The organism is Streptomyces sp. NPDC006259 (genome assembly GCF_042870975.1).
Lineage (GTDB): Bacteria > Actinomycetota > Actinomycetes > Streptomycetales > Streptomycetaceae > Streptomyces.
The window spans coordinates 579,086-599,399 of sequence record NZ_JBIAHY010000006.1; the positions used below are offsets into that span (position 1 = coordinate 579,086).

Here is a 20,314-nt window from a genome sequence, read left to right on the forward strand (position 1 = left end):
AACAGCCCGCCACCTACTGGCCGAAGCGACCGAGGGAGCGAGCTGTCCAAAGTTTCTTTACTGGATCAAGGCGGCCCGCTGGCGCGGGCCGCGCGGCGCGGCGGCCCAGGCCGCCGCTGGCTCCATGTCTCCGCCACCGCCCGCGGCGGCCCCGCCCGCTCGCGCCGCACAGCCCGAGAAGCAGCCAGCCGAAACCGGGAAGAACCCTGCCAGTCACCCCAAGGTGCGCACGGTCGACAGGAGCGTGGCGCTCGCCAAGTCGGCACATATCACCGCGTATTGCTGTCAGCCGGTTGCGGTCAGGCGGCCAGCCTCAGCGCCGCAGACAGAAGCCATCCTTCAGCCGCAACCGACGGAGCGCCGGGGCCGGTGCGATGCGGAGGCTCGTGACGTTCGAAGAAGCGTGGCTGATGCCGGTGGGTGGTTGCTGGAGACATACGTGACGGGTGCGCGTTCGGCGCACCCGTCGCCGTGGCTGACTTTCGATGGCTCAGGTCAGGCCCCTTCTCCAACTCGGTGACAGAGAACCTCGGTTGAGCAGGACCCATCACAGAGCACGCCAACCACCCCGGTGCCCTCCGCACCGGGGTCCTGACCGAGAACCGGGGATTCCGGGACCGGACCGCCCGGATTGCTGTCCAGCCTGAGGGGTGGTCCGGCTTTCAGTTGTCGGCGCTCCCTCGGAGGAAGCCGCACCGCCCTCGGGGGCGAGGACCGTACGACTGGACTACAGGGGAAGCAGTTCGATTTCGATGGCGAGCGCTCCGAGTGCTTCCTTCTCCGCGGAATAGATCTCGCGGATGTTGGCGAGCTGCTGCTCGCGGCAGGACGCCGGGTTGACGTTCGCCGGGCCCTCCCCGTCGAGGAGTTCCTCGAACGTCTTGTACTCCGTCACCCGATTCACGTGGACGTCGCACGTCTCGTCCATGCCCTTGATCCGGAAGCGGATGACGTCTCCGGCGGCCAGGTCTTCGAGGTGGGGGTACTTCACCCTCACCTCGATGGTCTTCTCACCTGCGGCGACGAGATCGAAGTACCGGCGGTACAGGTTCAGTTCGCGGACGCGAGCGGCGGCGGTTTCCGTCATGGGGCGGGAACGCTCCTAGCTGTTGCGGTGGTCATCAGCCGGCCGAGTTCACCGGCCGAGTACGAGCGGAAGAAGTGGCGTGGATCAGCGAGTAACACGTCGGTCAGACCGAGCAGACGGTCGACGTACTCAGCCAACGACCCCGGCCACTCCCGGGTGTCGAGCATCCACGGGGCCGCACCGTCCGGCAAGGGCGCTTGCCCCTCCCTGATAAGGGATTTGGACAGTTTCGCGCCCGTGTCGGTGACCACCTGGGGGCAGAACAGCCGGGCGGGCAGTTGTCCGTGGGTGAGGCCGACGGCCTGTAGGGCGCCGTCGACGAGGAGACAGCCGGGCATCCAGTCGCCGCCCTCGACCATGACGTACAGCGTGCCGTCCGATCCGGCGATGGCCAGTTCCTTGACGAGGTTCCGGTACAGGGTGGCGAGGTCGAGGTAGCCGCCGCTTGCAGGCTCGATGACGACCTCGTATGCGCCGTGGTGCAGGCACACGGCTGAGATGGTCGCCCGCTCGAAGCCGTCGTCACGGACGCGGGTGCGTTCGGCGTGCTTCTCGGCCCATCCGCAGCCGGGGCGCGGGCAGGGAACGCGAACGTGTGGCCGACCGGAGGACGGAGACAGGTACCAGCGGGCTGCTGCCATACAGGGCAACACACGCAGCCAGGTACGGCGGTAGTGTTCGCCTGCTTGCTGCTGGCTGTAGGTCTCGATGGAGTACGGCACTTCCAGCCGCTCGGACAGAGCCGCGAAGAGCGGGCGGTACAGCTTGTCGACCTGTTCCGCGATGCCGTCTTCACCGAGGGCTTGCGCGTAAGCCCGTTGGTAGCGGTGACCGGTCTCCTTGTCGGTGACGATGGCATACGGGGCGTTGTCGAGGGCGCTGAACTGGACTTCGGCCGGTACGTCTAACTTGTCCCGGATGCGGGCTGCCGTGGCGAACGTGAGCGACTGAACCAGGGACGTTCCGATGTGCGGCGCTCCGTTGATCTGCGTTCCCACCACGAACACGATCCGTTCCGGAGCCGCGACGACTATGTGCGGCCTGAGCAGGTCCTCAGCGTTTGTGAGCGCGTTGGCGAGAACGGTGTTCGGCGATACGGGATAGGTGGTCACCGCGTCTTCCCCTCGGTAGATGGGCAGGACTGCGCCGCAGAGCGACGGGTGTGCGTTCAGCGGTTGAACTGTGATTTGCGTGGTGGACCCACCCCCGCGCCGGGGGGAACCGGAAGAGACGCGGGGGCGGGAGTCATCGGGTCGGGCGACGCCCGCGGGGTCGTCGGTGACGGCCCGCCCTCGCCGATGGATCGGGCGGACCCTCGGCGAGGGCGGGATGCTGAGGGAGGCGTGGCCGGCGGGCGGGTAACGGGTACACGCGGAGGGAGTAGCGGGCGTCGTAGTCCGTCACGGTGAACATGAACGCGCGGCCTGCGGCGAGAGCGCGTAGCGCGTGCTCGTACGCCTGGTCGCTTTCGGCCCAGGCCCTCAACTCCACATCAGGACGGGGGATTTCCGGCCCGGTGACGACGAGCGGCGCGTCAGCGAGACTCATGGCCCCCAGGTCCGGGGACAGCAGCCGGGCGAGGCGGTGCGCGGAGGCTCTCAGCCACCGGGCCGCGAGGCGTGGGGAACGGCCGCGGTAGGTGGCGAGCAGGACTTCGCAGGAGCCGCTGAGGTCGTGGGCGGTGGATTCACAGCGGAATGCGACAGGAGGTCGCACGAGGGCACGTGCAGAGGTCGGTGGGGCGAGCATCAGCACGTTCGGGCTCACCGCTTACGATCCTGGGCCGATTCCCTCGCCTTGATCATGCGGTCGAGCTGGGTGTGGAACAGTTCGACTTGCGCGGGGGTGAGAACGAGTAGCGACTCGCATGTGCCCCCGTCCTCGTAGTGGACGGTTACCGCCAGGCCCGCCTGCTGCGCACGGGGGTCGTATGCAGCGTCTCGCCGCATGGGTGTGACGTGCGTGACCGGCACCGGTACGGGCCGGAGGGTGGTTCCGTCCGACCTCGCGCGCCAGTCCACGCCACCGCCAGGCGGACGCAGTTGGTACGACGCCGAACTGTCGCTGGGCAGGGCGACGACCACCCCGACCGTTCCGTCCTTGGCGAGGTCGACGGCGAGGTCGCCGAGGCGTGGGTGAAAGGGGCTGCCTGGGGCTAACGCAGTCCTGGGCGTGGGGAGTTGCTTCGAGGTTCGATCGGCCATGCCCCGAAGCTAGGTGTGTGCTCGGGGCCCAATATGAACCGCAGGAATACGACCCTCACCCGTCGAGGTGGAAGCGGTCCGACATGCGGCACAGCTTCTCACGGGTGCTCGCTCGCTCGGCGTACACGATGCTGCGCAGGGTTGACCGAGCGATGGGGTGGTTGCGAACGAGCTGCGGTGCGATGCGCTCAGCCTTCTCCAGTTCCTTCAGCGCCGAGTCGCGATTCCCGTCCCACAGCCAGGCACGCGCCAGGTCCATGTGGTGATGACCACGGCGGGAGTTGGGAAGCGCCTCGATCAGGTCCGGACTCGTACGCCGGTTTATCGACAGTGCCTTGCCCTGTTCGTGCATCTCCAGCGCCACGCTGATTGCGTGGATCTGCACGTTGCCAGGCGAGAAGGTGGTGCTGTGGCGGTCGTACACCGGAGGGCCGGCGTACTCCGTCATTCGATCGGCTGCGGTCCGCGCGTGGTCGACTCGCTCGCGAGCTTCCGCACGGTGACCACCCCGAGCGGCGGAGATGGCCGCACGCAGTTGCAGGGAACCCCACGCCCGCACGGCGAGCGGCTCACCCAGGTCGTATCCCTCCTGCACGCTGCGGATGGCCTTGTCCGACAGGGCAATGGCGTCGTCCCAGTCCGCCGTAGCCCACCAGCATCAGCGCGCCCCCTTGTGGGTGAGGCGCCGGCGTTCAAGCGGGCGGCGAGACATCGGTGCTCCGTCCATAGAGGCTTCTCCTCACGAAGGTACCTAGAGCGGGCGTCAGGTGTGGAGTGCTATAGGTCGGGAACTGCCCACCAATGACGGAGGTGCCAAGGCATCGCTGCGTCCATAAGCAGGTCTAGGAGGTCAACAGGAGATCCGCTGCTCACAATGTCGCAGCGCTCGATCGTGCTCCGCATCTCATGGGATCCACTTGAGAGGCCGGATTCGGTGGGAGCCTCTACTCCGGGTTACGGCGTCATGAGGGGCTCAGGCTGTCGTACGTAAACCACCCGCTACTGCCTTCAAGTCTTCGATTCCGGCAGCCAGAGGTCGGGCCCGAGCCGTCTCAGCCGGTCGCGACGGGCATGGCAGTCGGGCATGGCCCGCTGAACCGTCCGCCAGAACCGTTCGCCGTGATGGGGTACGTGCACATGGGCGAGCTCGTGCACGAGCACATAGTCGATCAGATCGGGTGGAAGCTGCATGGTCGCCCAGTGGATGTTGAGATCGCCATTCAGCGAGCACGATCCCCAGCGGTAGCCCAGAGGTCTGATCCGGAGTTCACCGCAAGCCACGTCCAACCGCTCGGCCCACGGTCGGAGCCGACCGGGCAACCAGCTGTCACCACGCTGGGTGTACCAGGCGATCAAGGCCGATGAATCGTGGAGCACGTCCTGCCGGATCTCCAGTCGTCCCCGCAGCAACCGCACATCGGCCGGGCCAGTTTCGACGACGAGCAGCCGGTGGCTGCGCCCCAAATAGGGAAATCCCTCTCCAGAGACAAACTCACGTGGGGGTCTGCCCTGACTCAGCGATTCGCGTTCGGCCAGCTTGCCGTACAGCCATTGCCGCCGGCTTCTGATCAGTTTGATCAGTTCGGCATGCTCGGTCCCCGGAGGGATGGTGACGCTGACGGTCGAGTCGCGCTCGACGGTCAGCCTGACGTGGCGCCGTCGCTCGCTGACGCGCACTTCTACGTCAAGGTCATCGACTCGCAGGACCTTGAAGGCCGCTGAACCCTTCACGCCCACATCCTGGCACCCATCACTGACATTCCCAGCCAAGCCCAGAGTCAGGGGCGCGGAATCTCGGAACGACGGTGTCCGATCACTTCCACCAGCTGATCGGCCAGCGAGTCGACCTTGTCGATCGCCGCCGCATCTTTAATGATCAGCAACTGTACGGTCTGGCGTCGGAAGTCCTCCTGGTCGACCGGACTCCGCCAGAAATCGCGCCGATGGGTCACCTGCTGGGCGAGGGTGTAGACGCCGGCGCTGACATCGCACAACAACTGGTCGGTCTGCGGGTCGATCACTCCGTCCCTAGCGGTCTCCTCCAACAGGACGCCGTATAGGGCGCGCTCGACTGGGCTAAGCGGGTCATCGGGCGCGGGGCGGTCCGTTCGCAACTCGGCGACCAAGTCGGCCAGGAGCGCGGCTTGCTGCTCCCAGTTCTCGGCGTAGTCGCGCAGGATCTCTTCGAGGCGCTCGCTGAGTCGCTTGTAGAAGCGCGGGTCCTTGCCTCGATTGATCTCGATGTGGTCGCGTACGGCGTGTTCCATCTCCGAGGCGCGGGTTCGTGCTCCAGGCAGTGCCGCCACCTTCTCCTCGAAGTCGTCCGCTGTCAGCGAAACTGGCGGCAGCATCTGGTCGATGCCCAGCGACAACAGGTGGTCGTCGAGCAGTTGCCGCACCTTCGCGCCATACGCTGCGGGATCGAAGTCGCCACCGTCGACCCGGAACCTGCGCTTGGCCCGCATCGCGATCTCCGCGTAAAGGGTGGCGTCCTTGAGGAAGGGGCGCACGGTTGGTTCGGGCAGGATGACGTCGATGGTGGTGAGGAACCGCTTGAGCTCGGCCTCGAACCTATCGAACCGGGCTCCGTCGTCCAACAGAAGTACACAGTCCTCCAGGGTCGTCCCGGAGGGGGACACACCTTGGTCGGCGAAGATCGCTTGGAGGCGCCGACGCATCGGATCCAGTTTGGCGACTTCCTCGCGGAGGTCGACTATGACTCCATCGACATCGTCGGCGGCGTAGGCCTTAAGTGCTTCCGTCAGATGGTTGGCAACACCGAAGTAGTCGACGACATAACCGCACTTCTTGTCCTTGGCAGGTCGGTTGACGCGGGCCACAGCCTGCAACAGCTCGGCTTGTTTGAGTGAGCGGTCGATGTAGAGCACTTGCTCGATCGGCGCATCAAAGCCAGTCAGCAGCATTGACTTGACGATCAGGAATGCGACCGGTCGGTCGTCGGCTCCGAGCTCCGCCGGAAACGGCTTGGTGAAGTCGTCGACCCTGCTTTCCTGCGCCTTCTGAGCGGTCCACTCGGCGAAACGCTCTTCTTGGTCGTCGGTCCCGGGAGAGATGATGGGAGTGAAGTCCATGGCCCGAAGGAGATCTAGATTCCGGTGTGCGTTTACTTGCGCGATCTGTCGGGCGGTCAGCTGGTCCAGTGGGGTGTCGAGCAATCGCGCCGGGACTGTCTCGGCCTGGCGGACCAGTTCGTCCCTCGCGGCGAGCAGAGCCGTTCGGTAGCGCAGTGTCGCCTCCCGGCTGTTCGCCACCAGCTGGGCCTTAAACCCGCCAGGCATCACGGCCGTGACGTAGTGCCGGAGCAGATGCCTGGCCTTGGCCGTGATTAGCTCTTCCGATTCGAGCACATCGCCCTTGGTGGCGTACCGGCGCTGCAGGGCTTCGCGGTCCTCGTCACTCTGCTCGGCGAATAGGTCCTCGAAGACCTCGTCGAGGTCACGGCCGTCTTTGACCGCGCCCTTGACAGTGTTGCCCTCGTAGAAGATCCGCACGACCGCGCCATCGGCCTCGGCGTCGGCCAGGCGGTAGGTGTCGATGACGCTGCCGAAGATTTGGGAGGTCTTCTTCTGCTTGCCCATGATGATCGGGGTTCCGGTGAAGCCGATTCGGGCGCAGTTGGGCAGCGCCTCCAAAAGGTTCATGTGCAGAGTGGAGCCGTGCGACCGGTGAGCCTCGTCGATGAGGACCACAATGGCGCTGCTGTCGTTGAGCTCCCCAAGTGAGGGGACGGCCTCGCCCAGCTCACCATTGGTAGCGCGTGCTGCCACGTCCTGCTGCTTCTGGATCATTACGGCGACGATGCCTGGGCCGTCGGCAGCCAACAACCGCTTGGCCTCCTTGACCCGCTTGGCCTCCTCGACTTCTTCACCGGTAAGCCGGAGCGTCTCAGACAATTGTTTCTGCAGTTGCGTCCGGTCGGTGACCAGCACGACCTTGACCGCGGACAGTTCCGGGATCGACCGCATGCGGCGGACAAGGAACGTCATGGTGAGGCTCTTGCCGGAGCCCTGGGTATGCCAGATGATCCCGCCCCGCCGGTCCTGGACACCGTCTTCCTCGCGCGTGGCCCCCGTCAGTAGGCGCTCCAGGGTCTTCTCGACAGCGCGATACTGCTGGTAGCGCGGCGCGGCCTTGATTCGGATGCCATTGTCCAGCGTCATGAACGTGACGTAGTCGTGGATGATCTGCAAGAGCCGCTCGGGGTGGAGTACCACAGCCGTGAGCCGGTTCTGCTCGGTAACCGACCGCTCATCGCACCCGAGCTGAGCCGCGAGGGTCGCGTCGGTGAGCGGGTGCGGGTCGCGCCACGGCGCGTAGTGCTCGGTGTCGGCAGTGAACGTACCCAGGCGTGCCCGCTCCCCGCAGGTCGCCACGGTCAGCTGGACGGTATGGAAGAGCTTCGGATTTCCGGTGGAGATCCTGCCGTGGCCCTGGCCGGCGTACCGCCTGAGCTGCCTCACGGCCGCGGCGATTGCGTCACCCTTACTGGGCTTCTTGCACTCCACGACGACCAAGGGGATGCCGTTGACCAGCAGCACCTCGTCGGGTGCGATGTGCTTCAGTCCGCTCGTGCCCGGCACGTCGACCCGGAATTGGGACACGACCACGAATTCGTTGCGCTGCCAGTGCTTCCAGTCGATGAAGTGGACGCGCTGGTTCCGGCCGCCGTCCCAGCCTGGCAGACCCGGCACGGTGACGCCCTTGACCAACAGCTCAGTTGTCAGCTCGTTGGCCTCCAACAGACCCCTGGCCGTGATCCGGGTCAGCTCGCCCAGAGCCTGGCTGATCCGCGCGTCGTCCAGCCAGGGTTCCCCATCTGGCCCCGGGTTGATGTCACGCAGCGCCCTACGCAGCCGCGACTCCATCAGCACCTCGGCGAACGATTCGCGCCCTGACTCCGTCGGGTCCTCCGGCTTGAATGCGCCCTCTGCCTGGCCCGGCACGTGCTCCCAGCCCATGTCCGCCAACTGCCGGAGCAGTGGCGCCTCAACCTGTATGTACTCGGGCCCGGACACGGGCGTCCCTCGCTTCAAGTCTGCCTGTCAGTACAGCGATCCCATCATTCCTTGCGGAGACCGCTACACGCCACGGACATTCCTACTGAGCCCAAACTTGTGGTGCCGTGCCGTTGCTCAGGTTGGTCTGATGATCAGACCGGTCTCCCTGAGGCAGCCGTCGATTAGGTTGCTGTAGTACTCGATGTGCCGTAAGCCGCGTCGGATGCGCTGGATGACTGGTCGGGGTTGTGAAGGCGACGTTGGAGAGTCAGCCACGCCGGCAGGATCCAGATGTCTTCGACCGGGTTGAGGTCGGGCGCGTAGGGCGGCAGGGATAGGGCACCCGCCCCGCGGCCCCCACATCGCCGAACCCGACCAAGGCTTCACCGTCTACGCCAAGGAAGCTGACAGGGCCCTCACCCACCGACACCGGCCAATCCATCTGGGCCCTTATGTCCACCTGACCTCAAACCCGAACGCGCCCACTCAGCAGGTCCTCCGAAAGGCCCTGTTTGATGCGTATCAATTGCGAGATTTTGAGCTCGGCCGCGGACAAGCCGTCCCGTTGCGCATCCAATGCTGAGATTGCTTTCCGTTGCATTTCCATCGGAGGTGCTGGGACTCTTAGAGCCTTAATGATTCCGGAATTGATATTCGGCATAGTTGACCCTACCGCCATAGCGGAAATTTGACGTTGGCAATAATCTTGCGTATAGGCAAGTGCAAGCCATTCAGGAAGAACTCGCTTACTGTCGAGGCGAATTCGCAAACAGCCGGTTCCGCATAGCCAGCCTTCGTTTTCAGTGCGGACGACTGCACACCGCGATAGATCTCCTCTGCGACCGATAATTAGATCTCCCGGTACGAGAAGATGCCGTGCGAGCTCGCGAGCCTTCCTCGTGGATACGCGAGCGATCTTGTCCGGAGAAATGGACCTATCGATAATATCTTGAGGCATGACCACGGGAATGCCTTCGGAGGTGTACTCGTAAGAGTGTAGCTGGCTGCCGAAGGGGCCGATCTGAATGGTCCCACTGCCCTCTAGCAGCGCTCCGACCGTAGGATTTTGCCAGCTCGAACGGAAGTCAGCCTTGAAAATATTCGCAACAAAACCTGCCCCCACCTCGCGCCGCTTTGCAAGTTCTCGATTGGCGGACGCGATCTGCTCGTCCAGTGCATCGAGGATCTCCACGATCCGTCGCTGCTCAGCCAAATCGGCTGGCATCGCGATCTCCAACCGCCCCATCAGATCGGTCGGGAGACGCCCGGTCCCATGACCTGCCTCATCGACCATTGCGAGAATATTACGTTCACGGGCCTTGAGTGCGTGGCCGAGAAAAGTTCCGTCGATCGATGTGTGAGGCAGCAGTGCCTTGCAGTCCTGCCCAAAGGCCACACGGCCCCGAGCGACACCTACCCGGAACTCCTTCTTCAGGCTCATACCTCGTACAATGAACAGCACAGTTCCAGGTTCAACCACCTTCGTGCCGGCCATACTGCCTGCGCGGGTCACCCGACGATCCGAATCAGTAATCCGGAAGTCTTTGAGACTCGCAGCGCTAATCCACGGGATATCTCCACCCCAGAAGCGGGGCTCTTCAGTGTCTGGGGTTCCGCCAGACCACCAAGTTCCGCAGTCCTTTAGCTGGACCTGCCTCCAGCCCTCAGGGACGTCACGCATAACCGAGCTCCCGCAGAATCTCGTCGACTCGGGTGGCTGTGGCAGCTCGCTGGGCTTCGAGTTCTGGGAGCGTTACCGCGTACTTGGCAGCCCACCTTCCGTAGCGGTCGATCAAGGCTTTGCGGCCGGTGGCGAGGCGGGCGTCGAGGCGCCGACTGAGGTCAGCTTTGAGGATGCGCATGACCAGTTCGGGCTCGGTCTCAGCATTGCGGATCTGGCGCACGCCCGAGCCGAGGTGGTCAATGAAGGTGGCCTCCAGTTTGCGCACCTTGGACTTGGCCGCGGTGAGCTGGGCGCGCAAGCGCTTCAGCATAACGGGATCGACCTCCTCGACCTCGTCGGCGTCGTCCTCGGAGGTCGCAGTGGCGGCCTTGACTTTAGAGTCAAGCTCAGCCCGGAGATTCTCGGTTTCTTCTAGCTCGGTGAGGTAGTCAGCGAGGACGTACGGGACCAACGGATGCTCCCGGGCTTTGCGTTTGGCGGCTGCCTGGCGCTGGGCGTTCAGTACCGCCGCGCCGTCATTCGCGAAAGCAGTCTGGATCGTCGTCAGCCAGCCCTGAACGACTCCACTGAACTGGTGGTATGCCAGCGTGCGGATGTCGTATTGGACGCTGCCCCACCAGGATGCAGCGGCGCCAGAGAGCTGAAATCGGTCGAGCGTACCGAGGGGTTCGAGTTCTGCGACAAAGGACTCCAGTAGCTCGGCGCGGGTGTCCATGACCTTGTGGGTGTCGGGCAGCTCGCTCAGCCGTTTACTGTGCCGACTCCACCACTCATCGAATGCGTCCCGCATACGCGCTTCGGCAGGCGCGGCCAGCTCAGGAATACGGGCGGCTGCCGACCGCCAGCCATCTACCGGGAAGTCGTAGTAATCGGCGTCCCGTTCCACGAACAGGGAGTGCACATCTACGCCGTACGCCCGGAAAGCGGCCTCCTGATCACGCACCTCGGACTTCGGGACGCCGCCGTGCAGGTGGGCCCGGACGTCCTGGGGCTCTGGTGGCGGGGTGTTGTCGACGTAACGGCGGATGTTGAGGTTGAACTGGTTGTCTTCGAGCTCCGTGAGCGACACTACGCGGGCGAAGCCAGGGATGTCGTGTGTCGGGTCGGCCTGATAGGCCCGGTAAGCGGCGACGATTTTCTCTGCGTGTTCGGGTTCGAGGTAGTTCTGGGCGCGGCCGGACAGGTACTCGCGGTCGGCGTTGATGAACAGGACCCTGCCCCGGTGCGAGGCCGGGCGGGGTCCGGAGCCACGCAGGATCAGGATGCACGCCGGGATACCGGTGCCGTAAAATAGGTTTGAGGCGAGGCCGATGACGGCCTCCAGCCGATCGGCCTCGATGACTCTCCTTCGGATTGCTTGTTCCTCGCCGCTACGAAATAGCACGCCGTGCGGCATAACCGTGGCGCCTATGCCATCGGGTCGAAGTACCGAGAGCACGTGCTGGGCGAACATCCAGTCGGCCTTCTTCCCCGTCTCCGGAGTCCAGCCGTATTCGAAGCGGTCGGCGTGTTTTATTCCGGCACGCACGTAATTCTGTGAGAACGGCGGATTCGTGAGTACCCGGTCGAAGAGAGTCAGGGTCGAACCATCCGGCTCGATGTGCAGCGGATTGGCGAGGGTGTCGTCGTTCTCTAGGTCGGCGTTGACGATGCCGTGAAGGATCATGTTCATCTTGGAAATGGCCCAGGTGCCGCCGTTGGCTTCCTGGCCGTACAGACGCAGATCTTGGGCATCCTCACCAGACTCCGCGACGTACTCCTTCGACATGATCAGCATGCCGCCGGAGCCGACGCAAGGGTCGTATACACGCATCCCTGAGTGTGGATCGACCAAGCGCGTCATCATCCGGACGACGCCGCGCGGGGTGTAGAACTCCCCGCCCTTCTTGCCCGCCGAGTCAGCAAACTCGCCGATGAGGTATTCGTAGGCGGCGCCTAGGAGGTCGGGAAACTCGAAGTCCTCGTTGCGTAGCCGATAGTGGTCGAAGTGCCTGATCAAGGCCCGCAGTTTCTGGTCCGACAACGACGTCTTACCGACCTTGCGGTTAAAGTCGATGTGCCCGACCACCCCCTGCAGGGCTGTGGCGTTGGCAGTCTCCAGCGCTGCCAACGCCTTGTTGAGTAGGTCCGCGACGCCGTTCTCGGCCGACTTGCCGACCAGGTGTCTCCATCGGGCCGCCATCGGAACGAAGAAGTCGCCGCCCCGGTAGAACGCTCGGTTGTTGGCGATCTCCTCGGCCTGTGTCTCTGTCCGACCCGCCGCGACTTGCTCGGCGATGACCCGGCCCCGGATCGTGTCGAATTGGTCGGAGCAGCGCTTGAGGAACAACATCCCAAAGATGTATTCCTTGAACTCGGAGGCGTCCATCTTGCCGCGCAAGATGTCGGCCGCGCCGAACAGGTGTGTTTCCAGCTGCGGCAACGTCAGCTTCGCCACAGGCGGAGCCTCCAGTCGTCAGTCAAGGTGGGTCAGACAACCTCATACGATACTGCCCAGCACAGATCATCAACGACCTACCATGAGGGTTGCCCACCCCCGTCGGAGGAGTGACCGTGCCGCAGCTGGCGATCGCCAAGGAGTTCCTCTCCGAGTACGCGAAGCTGGAGAAGCCGGTCCAGAAGGCTGTGCAGGCCGCGCTCTCCAAGTTCGCCCACGCCACCCACGCGGGACTGCATCTGGAGAAACTCAACCGAGCCGAGGACCCTCGGATCAGGACGATCCGTATCAACCAGTTCTACCGCGGCGTCGTGCTGGCGCCGGCGACCGGAGACCTCTACTGCCTGCTACGCGTCCTGCCACACGATGACGCGATCGCTTGGGCCACGACGAGGCTGTTCACCGTCAACCAGGTCCTCGGCGTCCTGGAGATGCGTGACGAGACGCAGTTGCAGAACATGACTGGCACACTGCGTCTGGCCGCCGAAGCTACACCGTCCAGGCTCTTTGATCACGTCAAGGATTCGGACTTCCGCACACTCGGCATCGACGGCCAGGTGCTGCCGATCGTCCGATTGCTGACCCGGGAGGCGCACTTGGATGCCCTCCAGCACATGTTGCCCTCACTCCAGTACGACGTCCTCGTCGCGCTGGCCTCGGGTATGACGATCGAGGAGACTTGGGGAGAAGTCAGCAAGCATCTCGTCAACGCCGCTAAGCCTGACCGGGTAGAGCCGGACGACCTGTCCGCAGCGATCGGGCGGACCCCCGACCAAGTTGCGCTCGTCAGTGGCCCTGAAGAACTTGAGAAGCTGCTGCGCCCCCCGTTTGCACTGTGGAGGATCTTCCTCCATCCGATGCAGCGCCGGATTGCCTACCACGATCCCTATCCCGGCTCGGTGATGATCACCGGCGGCGCGGGCACTGGCAAGACGGTGACTGCCCTGCACCGGGCTGCGCATCTCGCCAGCCTCTCTGACAGCGGCGCGCAGATCCTGCTGACCACCTACAGCCGCCCGCTCACTGCGGAGTTGGCTCGTCAGCTGGACCAGCTCGTCGAGAACCCCGAGGACCGCGACCGGATCGAGGTGATCACCACTGATCAGCTTGCTTCCCGGGTTGTCAGTGACCGCCGTGGAAGTCGCCCGGTGGTGCTCACGTCGCGCGAATTGGTCAGCCTGGCTGACGCCGTGCACCCGGATTACGCCGGGGAGTTCTTGATCGATGAATGGGAGCAGGTGCTGCTCGCCCAGGATGTCACCACGCTGGAGACGTACCTGACGGCAGCACGCACTGGCCGAGGCCAAGGCCTGCCTCGCTCGGAGCGGCCGTCTGTCTGGGCCGCCATCGAGGCGCTGCGGACTCAGCTGAGCGGCCTCGGGCGTTGGTCGTTCTTGCAGGTAGCCGATGAGGCGGCTCGAATCCTGCGACAGGAGGGCGGACCTGCCGTCTACCAGCACATCATCGTCGACGAAGCTCAGGACCTACATCCTGCGCAATGGCGGCTGCTCCGAGCGGCCGTCCGCCCGGCGGAGGACGACCTCTTCCTCGTTGCGGACCCGCATCAGCGGATCTGGCAGCATCGGGTACCGCTGAAGAACACTGGGATCAACATCGTCGGCCGGACACTGCGACTCACCGTCAGCTACCGCACCACCCAGGAGATCCTCACATGGGCCGTCCGAGTGCTGGGGCTCGTGTCCGAGGAGGACCTCGATGGCTGGCCCGACAGCCGGGAAGGCTATGAGTCGCCGATGCACGGCCGCCGGCCGATCGTCCGGCGGTTCGCCGAGTGGTCCGAAGAGCGCGCTGCTGTGGTCTCCCAAGTCCGGGGCTGGCTAGCCGATGGCGTAGAACCGGGTGCGATTGCCGTCGCGGCCCGGGTCAACGCCAAGTCCGACGACGTGGCGGGCGCACTTCGCTCCGCGGGGATTGAGCCCGAGCCGCCCGGTCCGTCCGGCGGCCGGGTCCAGGTCGGCACGATGCACAGCATGAAGGGCCTGGAGTTTCAGTGCGTCGCGGTCATTGGCGTCCAGGACAAGGTGGTGCCGCACGACCGGGCGATCGTTCCGTTGGAAGTCGACAGAGCCGCCCACCTGGAGAGTGTGCAGAGGGAGCGGTGCGTGCTCTATGTCGCGTGCACTCGTGCCCGTGACCGGCTGTATGTGTCGTATTCCGGGGCTCCCAGCCCCTTCCTTCCCCGTTGAGTTCGAGGAGCCTCCCATGCGCCCCCTACGCGTGGCCATCCGGAACGTTCGCGGCGCCCTCGACGTCGAACTACACCTGCGTCCGTTCGGCGCACTGATCGGCCCGAACAACGCGGGAAAGTCCACTCTGATGGATGCCATCCTACTGTTCTACGGCGCACTGGACTGGAACGAAACCCGAGACATTCCCTGGCACGCGGAGCCTGGTGCAGAATCCTGGGTGGAGATCGACTACAGCGTTGACGCCGCCGAGGCCAAGCAGATTGGCGTCGACCTGGTTGACGGCGATTTCCTCCGGATCCGGCGCTGGTTCACCAAGAACACTGACCGACTTGCCGGGGCTTACTACCTGATTCCCCAGGACGGCGGTGAACCACAGCCGACTGGTTGGACCAGCGCCGCCAAGCTCGGTCAGTGCGTCTATATCCCGGCGATCAGCAAGATGGCCGACCACATGTCGCTTACCGGTCCCTCGCCTTTGCGGGACGTACTGCTCCTTGCCTTCTCTGAGCGGCACATCGAAACAATGCTCATGACTGCTAGGGCTGCTCTCGGAACGCTGAGCAGTGCCTTGCAGGAAGGGCCCATCACTGACCTTGAGAGCGATCTCGACGAGGCACTAATGCCCTGGGGCCTGTCCGCGAAGGTCGACGTTGGCGAGCTGTCCAACGAGCTGATCATGCGCCACCTCATCGAGCTGCGACTCCACCAAGAGGGCACTCACCGCCCGCTGGAGACTCAGGGATCCGGCGTACAGCGCACAATGATCGCCGCACTGATCCAAGCGGCGGCACGACTACGGGCTCAGGCCAAGGAGGGCGCGTTCCGGTGGGTCCTCTTCGAGGAGCCCGAGGCCTTCCTCCACCCATCCCAGGTGACACGGCTCGCCCACGACCTGCACCAGCTCGTTGCTGCGGGCAATACAGCAGTGACGATCACCACGCATAACGCATCCGTGATTGCGGCTGCCGAGACCTCTCCCGAGGCGATCACTCGGGTGCGTCGTTTACTCCATCGGATCGAAGTGGTGTCGCCTTCTCCCGCACTTGTGAGCAGGGTTCTCTCGGACATACACACCCGCTCGACCTACGCCGTGGGCTCTCGCTCCTGTTTCAAGACTGCCCGCCTGACCGCGGCCGACGAGGAACGAGACCGGGTCCTCTACGACCTGGACGCGCACCGGGCCGCCGCATTCTTCGCTGACCAGGTGATCGTCGTCGAAGGTCCTAGCGACGTGTTGTTCTTCGAGTGGCTGGCCCGTCGGGGTCTCCTTGCCAAACTCGGCCCCAATGTGGGTCTCCTCAGCGCGTTCGGCAAATTCGAGCTGCATCGTGCGGCGAGCACTCTGTCCCTGTTTGGTATCCCGCACGTTGTTCTCTGGGACGAGGACGCGGTCATGGCTACAACCCAGAACAATCTCAAGAAGCGGCTGTGTGAGGACGCATCGGCGCTCACCGCGCTGGCAGCGGCCGCCAACGATTCCGAATCATCCTTCGTGGGCGCAGTTCGTCTTACCGGCACCATTGAGCGCTGGCTCGGCATCACGGAGGAGCACGACAACCCCTGGAAGGCAGCAAACATCGGTGCCTCCCTCAGCCAAGCCTACGCGGACCCGTCTTCACCTCTACCGGCGCGGGTTAACAATCTGCTTGCTGTACTCGAAGACCTGTTCGTGGGCCGTGACATCGCTTCCTACCGGCAGCTGCCGGACTTTCAGGGCGCACTGATCTCGCCGACTCTGCCTCCACCGGCCGTCGATCTGCCGCTCGAGGTCGCAACCTTTCCGCGTCACACGTGCAGTTGCTCCGTACCCGCGTGGCCACGAGTCATCTGATGGTCCAGCCTTAAGGATGTGGAGCCAGCCGACCGCGTTCGGAGTTGACGGCAACCCTGACGGCAACGACGGCACACAGACGCGCATGATCGCTAACCTGAGCGATCGCAGTCAGAGTCCGCTGGCTCCCGTTGCGGCAGGCTGCCCGATCCTACGGATCAGAAGGTTGCGGGTTCGAATCCTGCCGAGTGCACACGGACGAGAGGCCCCGGAGAGATCCGGGGCCTCTCGCGTTGGGTCGGCGTCCATTCGGCCTCGGCCGCCGACGGCCCGGATTGCGGGCGCACGCCGGTCCTCGGAAGCCCTCTGGCGGACAGAGGATGCGTTCGAGCGCTGCCAGGGGGTTGCGGGCAGGCGCATACTGGAGTCAATGACAAAGCCTCCTGCATCGAAGCGCTACTTGCCCACCAGCCCCTTCAAGGCCCCGGTCGCGCCGCCGCCCAAGCAGTTCGCCGTGGGTGACCAGGTCACGCACGACGTGTACGGCCTCGGCCGGGTGATCGGCATCGAGGAGGGGATCGCGGTCCTCGTGGATTTCGGCTCGGCGCAACAGCGGATCCTCAGCCCGTACCCCAAGCTGACCAAGCTGTAGAACCCGCTGTGCCCGGTCACGGCACGCCCGCTTCCTCACGGACCTGTAACGAATGGGAGTCCTCTCATCGACTCGACCTCGCTGTTCTCCGCTCCGGAAGGGGCGCCGCGCAGTGCCACCGCTCCCTCGCCGCCTCCGACGGCGAATCCCTTCCAGGCACCGGACTTCGGGGACCTCGGGGACTACACGGAGAACGAGAACTTCCCGCCCGAGGACGCACCGGAGTACGCGGCCGAGTTCATCCCGGAGCGGGCCTCGACCCGGCGCAGGGCCGGCTAGCCCCCACCGGGAGCTGTCCGGCCCCCGCCTCACGACTATGGGCCGGGTCGGCCCCGGAGCGGTCCTTCGACGACGACGGTCGGATCCATGGTGCGGCTCACCAGGCCGTGGGCCGTGTCGGCCAGACTCACCCGGTGGCGGCGGGCGTAGTCGGCCAGACGGCGCCCCGCCTCACCGACCTCGATGTCCCCGTACACGGCGATCATGCCCTTGGCGATCTCCAGGGCGGCCTTGGCCGCGATGGCGCTCTGCACGCGGGTGATGACGTCGTCCACCCGCGCCGGTTCCGTGGACCAGTGCATCAGCGACAGCGCGGCGGAGTCCGCCAGCGCCTGCGCCAGGTGCGCGTCGGCTGCTGACAGGTCCCCCACCTGGGCCCTGAGCAGGGTCAAGGCTCCCAGGGAACGCTCGTGCAGACGCAGCGGGACCGTGTGCAGTGCCCGGTACCCGTGGTCGAGCAGGGCGGGAACCAGCTTCGGCCAGCGCTCCCGCTCGGCGGTGACGTCCGGGATGCCACGCGCCTCGCCGGTGCGGAAACAGTCCATGCAGGGGCCGCGGCCCGTCTGCATCTGGAGCAGCTCGACGAACGCGGCGCCGTCCTCCGTGGCCGCCATCGTCTTCAGGATCCCCCGGCCGTCGGCGATCATCACCGCCGCCGCGTCCACGTCCAGCAGGCCCCGGCAGGTGTGCACCAGTCGGTCGAAGAGGATCAGTGGGTCGAAGTCGGAGGCATAGGTGTCGGCCAGGTCGACGAACGCCTGCGCCAGCTCCCGCTCGCGGTTCATGCTCGCCTCCCCGGCGGATTCGTCACATGTCGTGGTCGTTCAGTCATGACACATGTCCATGGTCCGGTCGATGACGGCGCGCGCGACCTCCATGGAGGTGCGGCCGTGCGCGAAAGCCCTGGCACGCAGGATCAGGAGTGCCTCGTCCGCGCCGACTCCCAGCTGCGCCATGATCATTCCGGTGGCTTGGTGGATCTCCTCCCGATCCGACTCCGCTCCTGCTAGCCACGTTACGACTCCATCGGTGTCCGAAGAAGCGCGGTCCAGCGCGCTCACGGCCAGCACTACGGCGTCGGCCACCAGCAGGGCCGTGCGTACGTCGTCGTGGTCCAGTCCGCCCGGGGTCTCCCGGTACAGGTCCAGCGTGCCCAAGGCGCCACCGGCGCCCGCCAGCGGCATGGAGAAGACGGCCTCCGCGCCCGTCCTGGCCGCCTGATCGCAGAACAGCGGCCACCGCCGTACGTCCGGACCGCGTCTGAGGTCCGGTGCGAACACCGGGGCCCGCAGCCGGACGGCCTCCGCGCTGGGTCCCTCGCCGAGGGTGTACTGGATCTCCGCGAGCCACGAGGCCGTCTCGTCGCTCGCGAACAGCACCACCGCCGAGTCCGCGCCGTTTCCGAGCACGGACACGGACAGTCCCGCGACGCCCGGCAGCAGAGCGGCGCAGGCCCGGCACAGGGCTTCGGGCACCTCCTGGGGAGGCAGCCCCCGTACGGCGTCGACGAGTTCGCGGGCGATCCTGGCCCGCCGCAGATCCGTCTCCTTCTCGGCGTCACCGCCGTCGTAACCCGCGTCGCCGCCCACGATCATCACCTCCCGGCGGGAACGTCCACCTTGCCTCCCTCCGATCCTGCCCCATCGACCGGGGTACGGCTGCCCCGGCGTGCACGCCGTCATGCCTGGCGCGGTGGGCCGAAATGCCGTTCCGCGATCGAGGGGGGCGCGGGGCCGGTCGGGGGACGGCGTCGCCGAGGGAGGCCGACAAGGCGGGGTTCCGGCGGCGGCTCAGCAGGCACCGCCGGTCTTCAGCAGGTGTTTCTCCGCCCAGCGGGCCAGTTCCTGGAGGGCGGGGTCCAGGGCGGCGCCGGCCTCGGTCAGGCGGTACGAGACGCGCAGCGGAGGGCCCTCGTCGACCTCGCGCACCACCAGGCCGGCGGCGCCCAGTTCGGTGAGGCGGTCGGAGAGCATGCGTTCGCTGATGCCGGGGATCCCGCGGCGCAGTTCGGCGAAGTAGACCGGGCGCTCCATCAGGGCGGCCACGATCAGACCGGTCCAGCGCTTGCCGAGCAGTCCGAAGACGCTGGTGATGCCGTCACCGACGCGGCTGCACGGCCCCGGCCCGTGCTCTGTCCTCGTGCCCGTGTCCGTCGTCGTGTCCGCCATGCCGCCAGGGTACGCCTTCCCGTTCGGGGGTGAGAAAAAGTAAGGAGCTGTGTTATTAGTTGGGACGTAGTTGTTTTTGGCTGCGCACCGAAACGCCTCGACGCATCCCGATCTGGAGTACCCATGGCCACGCTGCTGCACCTGGACTCGTCGCTGTTCCCCACCTCCGCCTCCGCCTCCCGCGCGGTGACGGAGGCCTTCCGCAGGACGTGGGAGGAGCAGCATCCGCAGGGCACCGTGAACTACCGCGACCTCTCCGCGGACCCCGTCCCGCACCTGGAGCTGCTCGCCGCCTCGGCCGCCTTCTCCGAACCCGCCACCCACACCCCGGAGCAGGCCGCGGCGTTCGCCGAGCGGCTCAAGCTGGTGGAGGAACTGGAGCAGGCCGACGCCGTGCTGATCGGCGCCCCGATGTACAACCTGACCATCCCCTCGACCCTCAAGGCCTGGCTGGACCAGGTCGTCCTGATGGGCCGCACGGCCGGACCCGAGTCGACCGTCAAGGGCCTGCCGGTCACCGTCGTCGCCAGCCGGGGCGGCTCCTACGCGCCGGGCACCCCGCGCGAGGGCCTGGAGTACGTGCAGAACTACCTCCAGGCCGTCCTGGGGGACCTGCTCGGCGCGGAGGTCCACTTCATCGTGCCCGAGCTGACCATGGCGGCCGTCAACCCCGCGATGGCGGACCTCGTGCCCCTCGCCGAGGCGTCCCGTGAACAGGCCCTGGTGAGCGCAGCCGAGAAGGCCAAGCTGCTGGCCGCCCGCCTCGCGGCCTAGCCGGGGCAGGCCGGGTCCGCACCGGCCCGC

The 20,314-nt window shown here is 65.6% G+C and carries 14 protein-coding genes and 2 pseudogenes; 4 read left to right on the top strand and 12 right to left on the bottom strand.

All coding sequences use genetic code 11. From position 1 onward, the window contains the following. Nucleotides 1-727 precede the first annotated feature (727 nt). From ACFYO5_RS27135 to ACFYO5_RS27175, 9 genes and pseudogenes are all read right to left on the bottom strand, one after another. On the bottom strand, nt 728-1,087 hold the full coding sequence (locus tag ACFYO5_RS27135; RefSeq protein WP_388713425.1) for an ASCH domain-containing protein: 360 nt from the start codon (nt 1,085-1,087) through the stop codon (nt 728-730). Continuing rightward, nucleotides 1,084-2,199 (bottom strand): hypothetical protein, encoded by a 1,116-nt coding sequence (locus tag ACFYO5_RS27140; RefSeq protein ID WP_388713428.1) that lies wholly within the window; start codon nt 2,197-2,199, stop codon nt 1,084-1,086. The genes ACFYO5_RS27135 and ACFYO5_RS27140 overlap by 4 nt, the downstream gene beginning before the upstream one ends. A gap of 651 nt (nt 2,200-2,850) precedes the next feature. Beyond that, nucleotides 2,851-3,291 (bottom strand): hypothetical protein, encoded by a 441-nt coding sequence (locus ACFYO5_RS27145; RefSeq protein ID WP_388713430.1) that lies wholly within the window; start codon nt 3,289-3,291, stop codon nt 2,851-2,853. Nucleotides 3,292-3,346: 55 nt separating this feature from the next. After that, nucleotides 3,347-3,943: pseudogene (locus ACFYO5_RS27150) on the bottom strand (transcriptional regulator); the annotation flags it as partial. A 356-nt stretch (nt 3,944-4,299) separates the two neighbouring features. After that, complete coding sequence (locus ACFYO5_RS27155) at nt 4,300-5,022, bottom strand: M48 family metallopeptidase (RefSeq protein ID WP_388713433.1); 723 nt, start codon at nt 5,020-5,022, stop codon at nt 4,300-4,302. Nucleotides 5,023-5,069: 47 nt separating this feature from the next. Continuing rightward, nucleotides 5,070-8,327, bottom strand: a complete 3,258-nt coding sequence (locus ACFYO5_RS27160; protein ID WP_388713436.1) for a type I restriction endonuclease subunit R — start codon at nt 8,325-8,327, stop codon at nt 5,070-5,072. Between the two features lie 117 nt (nt 8,328-8,444). Then, nucleotides 8,445-8,641: pseudogene (locus ACFYO5_RS27165) on the bottom strand (IS630 family transposase); the annotation flags it as partial. A 134-nt stretch (nt 8,642-8,775) separates the two neighbouring features. After that, on the bottom strand, nt 8,776-9,990 hold the full coding sequence (locus tag ACFYO5_RS27170) for a restriction endonuclease subunit S (RefSeq protein ID WP_388713439.1): 1,215 nt from the start codon (nt 9,988-9,990) through the stop codon (nt 8,776-8,778). Then, nucleotides 9,983-12,430, bottom strand: coding sequence for an N-6 DNA methylase (locus ACFYO5_RS27175; RefSeq protein WP_388713442.1), 2,448 nt, complete (start codon nt 12,428-12,430; stop codon nt 9,983-9,985). The genes ACFYO5_RS27170 and ACFYO5_RS27175 overlap by 8 nt, the downstream gene beginning before the upstream one ends. Before the next feature lie 116 nt (nt 12,431-12,546). On the opposite strand from ACFYO5_RS27175, the gene ACFYO5_RS27180 reads away from it, so the two are divergent. The 3 genes from ACFYO5_RS27180 (at nt 12,547) to ACFYO5_RS27190 (ending at nt 17,063) form a co-directional block, all read left to right on the top strand. After that, nucleotides 12,547-14,637, top strand: coding sequence for a 3'-5' exonuclease (locus tag ACFYO5_RS27180; protein ID WP_388713445.1), 2,091 nt, complete (start codon nt 12,547-12,549; stop codon nt 14,635-14,637). 16 nt (nt 14,638-14,653) lie between these two features. Continuing rightward, nucleotides 14,654-16,471, top strand: coding sequence for an ATP-dependent endonuclease (locus ACFYO5_RS27185; RefSeq protein WP_388713448.1), 1,818 nt, complete (start codon nt 14,654-14,656; stop codon nt 16,469-16,471). 370 nt (nt 16,472-16,841) lie between these two features. After that, a complete protein-coding gene (locus tag ACFYO5_RS27190) occupies nt 16,842-17,063 on the top strand; it encodes a hypothetical protein (protein WP_356568771.1) in 222 nt (73 codons plus the stop codon). A gap of 314 nt (nt 17,064-17,377) precedes the next feature. On the opposite strand, the gene ACFYO5_RS27195 is transcribed toward ACFYO5_RS27190, so the two are convergent. The 3 genes from ACFYO5_RS27195 to ACFYO5_RS27205 form a co-directional block, all read right to left on the bottom strand. Continuing rightward, on the bottom strand, nt 17,378-18,127 hold the full coding sequence (locus ACFYO5_RS27195) for a GAF and ANTAR domain-containing protein (RefSeq protein ID WP_388713451.1): 750 nt from the start codon (nt 18,125-18,127) through the stop codon (nt 17,378-17,380). Between the two features lie 39 nt (nt 18,128-18,166). After that, complete coding sequence (locus tag ACFYO5_RS27200) at nt 18,167-18,931, bottom strand: GAF and ANTAR domain-containing protein (protein WP_388713454.1); 765 nt, start codon at nt 18,929-18,931, stop codon at nt 18,167-18,169. Between the two features lie 201 nt (nt 18,932-19,132). Then, nucleotides 19,133-19,510 carry a helix-turn-helix domain-containing protein gene (locus ACFYO5_RS27205; protein ID WP_356568776.1) on the bottom strand — a complete coding sequence of 126 codons (378 nt, stop codon included), beginning with the start codon at nt 19,508-19,510 and terminating at the stop codon, nt 19,133-19,135. Between the two features lie 123 nt (nt 19,511-19,633). Here ACFYO5_RS27205 and ACFYO5_RS27210 point away from each other — a divergent pair, with 123 nt between their 5' ends. Continuing rightward, nucleotides 19,634-20,284 carry an FMN-dependent NADH-azoreductase gene (locus ACFYO5_RS27210; protein ID WP_388713457.1) on the top strand — a complete coding sequence of 217 codons (651 nt, stop codon included), beginning with the start codon at nt 19,634-19,636 and terminating at the stop codon, nt 20,282-20,284. The last annotated feature ends 30 nt before the right edge of the window (nt 20,285-20,314 follow it).

Bases quoted from the DNA above. Each gene is read 5' to 3' on its own strand.
- ACFYO5_RS27135 (WP_388713425.1), bottom strand. From the start codon at position 1,087: ATGACGGAAACCGCCGCCGCTCGCGTCCGCGAACTGAACCTGTACCGC.
- ACFYO5_RS27205 (WP_356568776.1), bottom strand. From the start codon at position 19,510: ATGGCGGACACGACGACGGACACGGGCACGAGGACAGAGCACGGGCCG.
- ACFYO5_RS27145 (WP_388713430.1), bottom strand. From the start codon at position 3,291: ATGGCCGATCGAACCTCGAAGCAACTCCCCACGCCCAGGACTGCGTTA.
- ACFYO5_RS27210 (WP_388713457.1), top strand. From the start codon at position 19,634: ATGGCCACGCTGCTGCACCTGGACTCGTCGCTGTTCCCCACCTCCGCC.
- ACFYO5_RS27170 (WP_388713439.1), bottom strand. From the start codon at position 9,990: ATGCGTGACGTCCCTGAGGGCTGGAGGCAGGTCCAGCTAAAGGACTGC.
- ACFYO5_RS27190 (WP_356568771.1), top strand. From the start codon at position 16,842: ATGACAAAGCCTCCTGCATCGAAGCGCTACTTGCCCACCAGCCCCTTC.
- ACFYO5_RS27185 (WP_388713448.1), top strand. From the start codon at position 14,654: ATGCGCCCCCTACGCGTGGCCATCCGGAACGTTCGCGGCGCCCTCGAC.
- ACFYO5_RS27195 (WP_388713451.1), bottom strand. From the start codon at position 18,127: ATGAACCGCGAGCGGGAGCTGGCGCAGGCGTTCGTCGACCTGGCCGAC.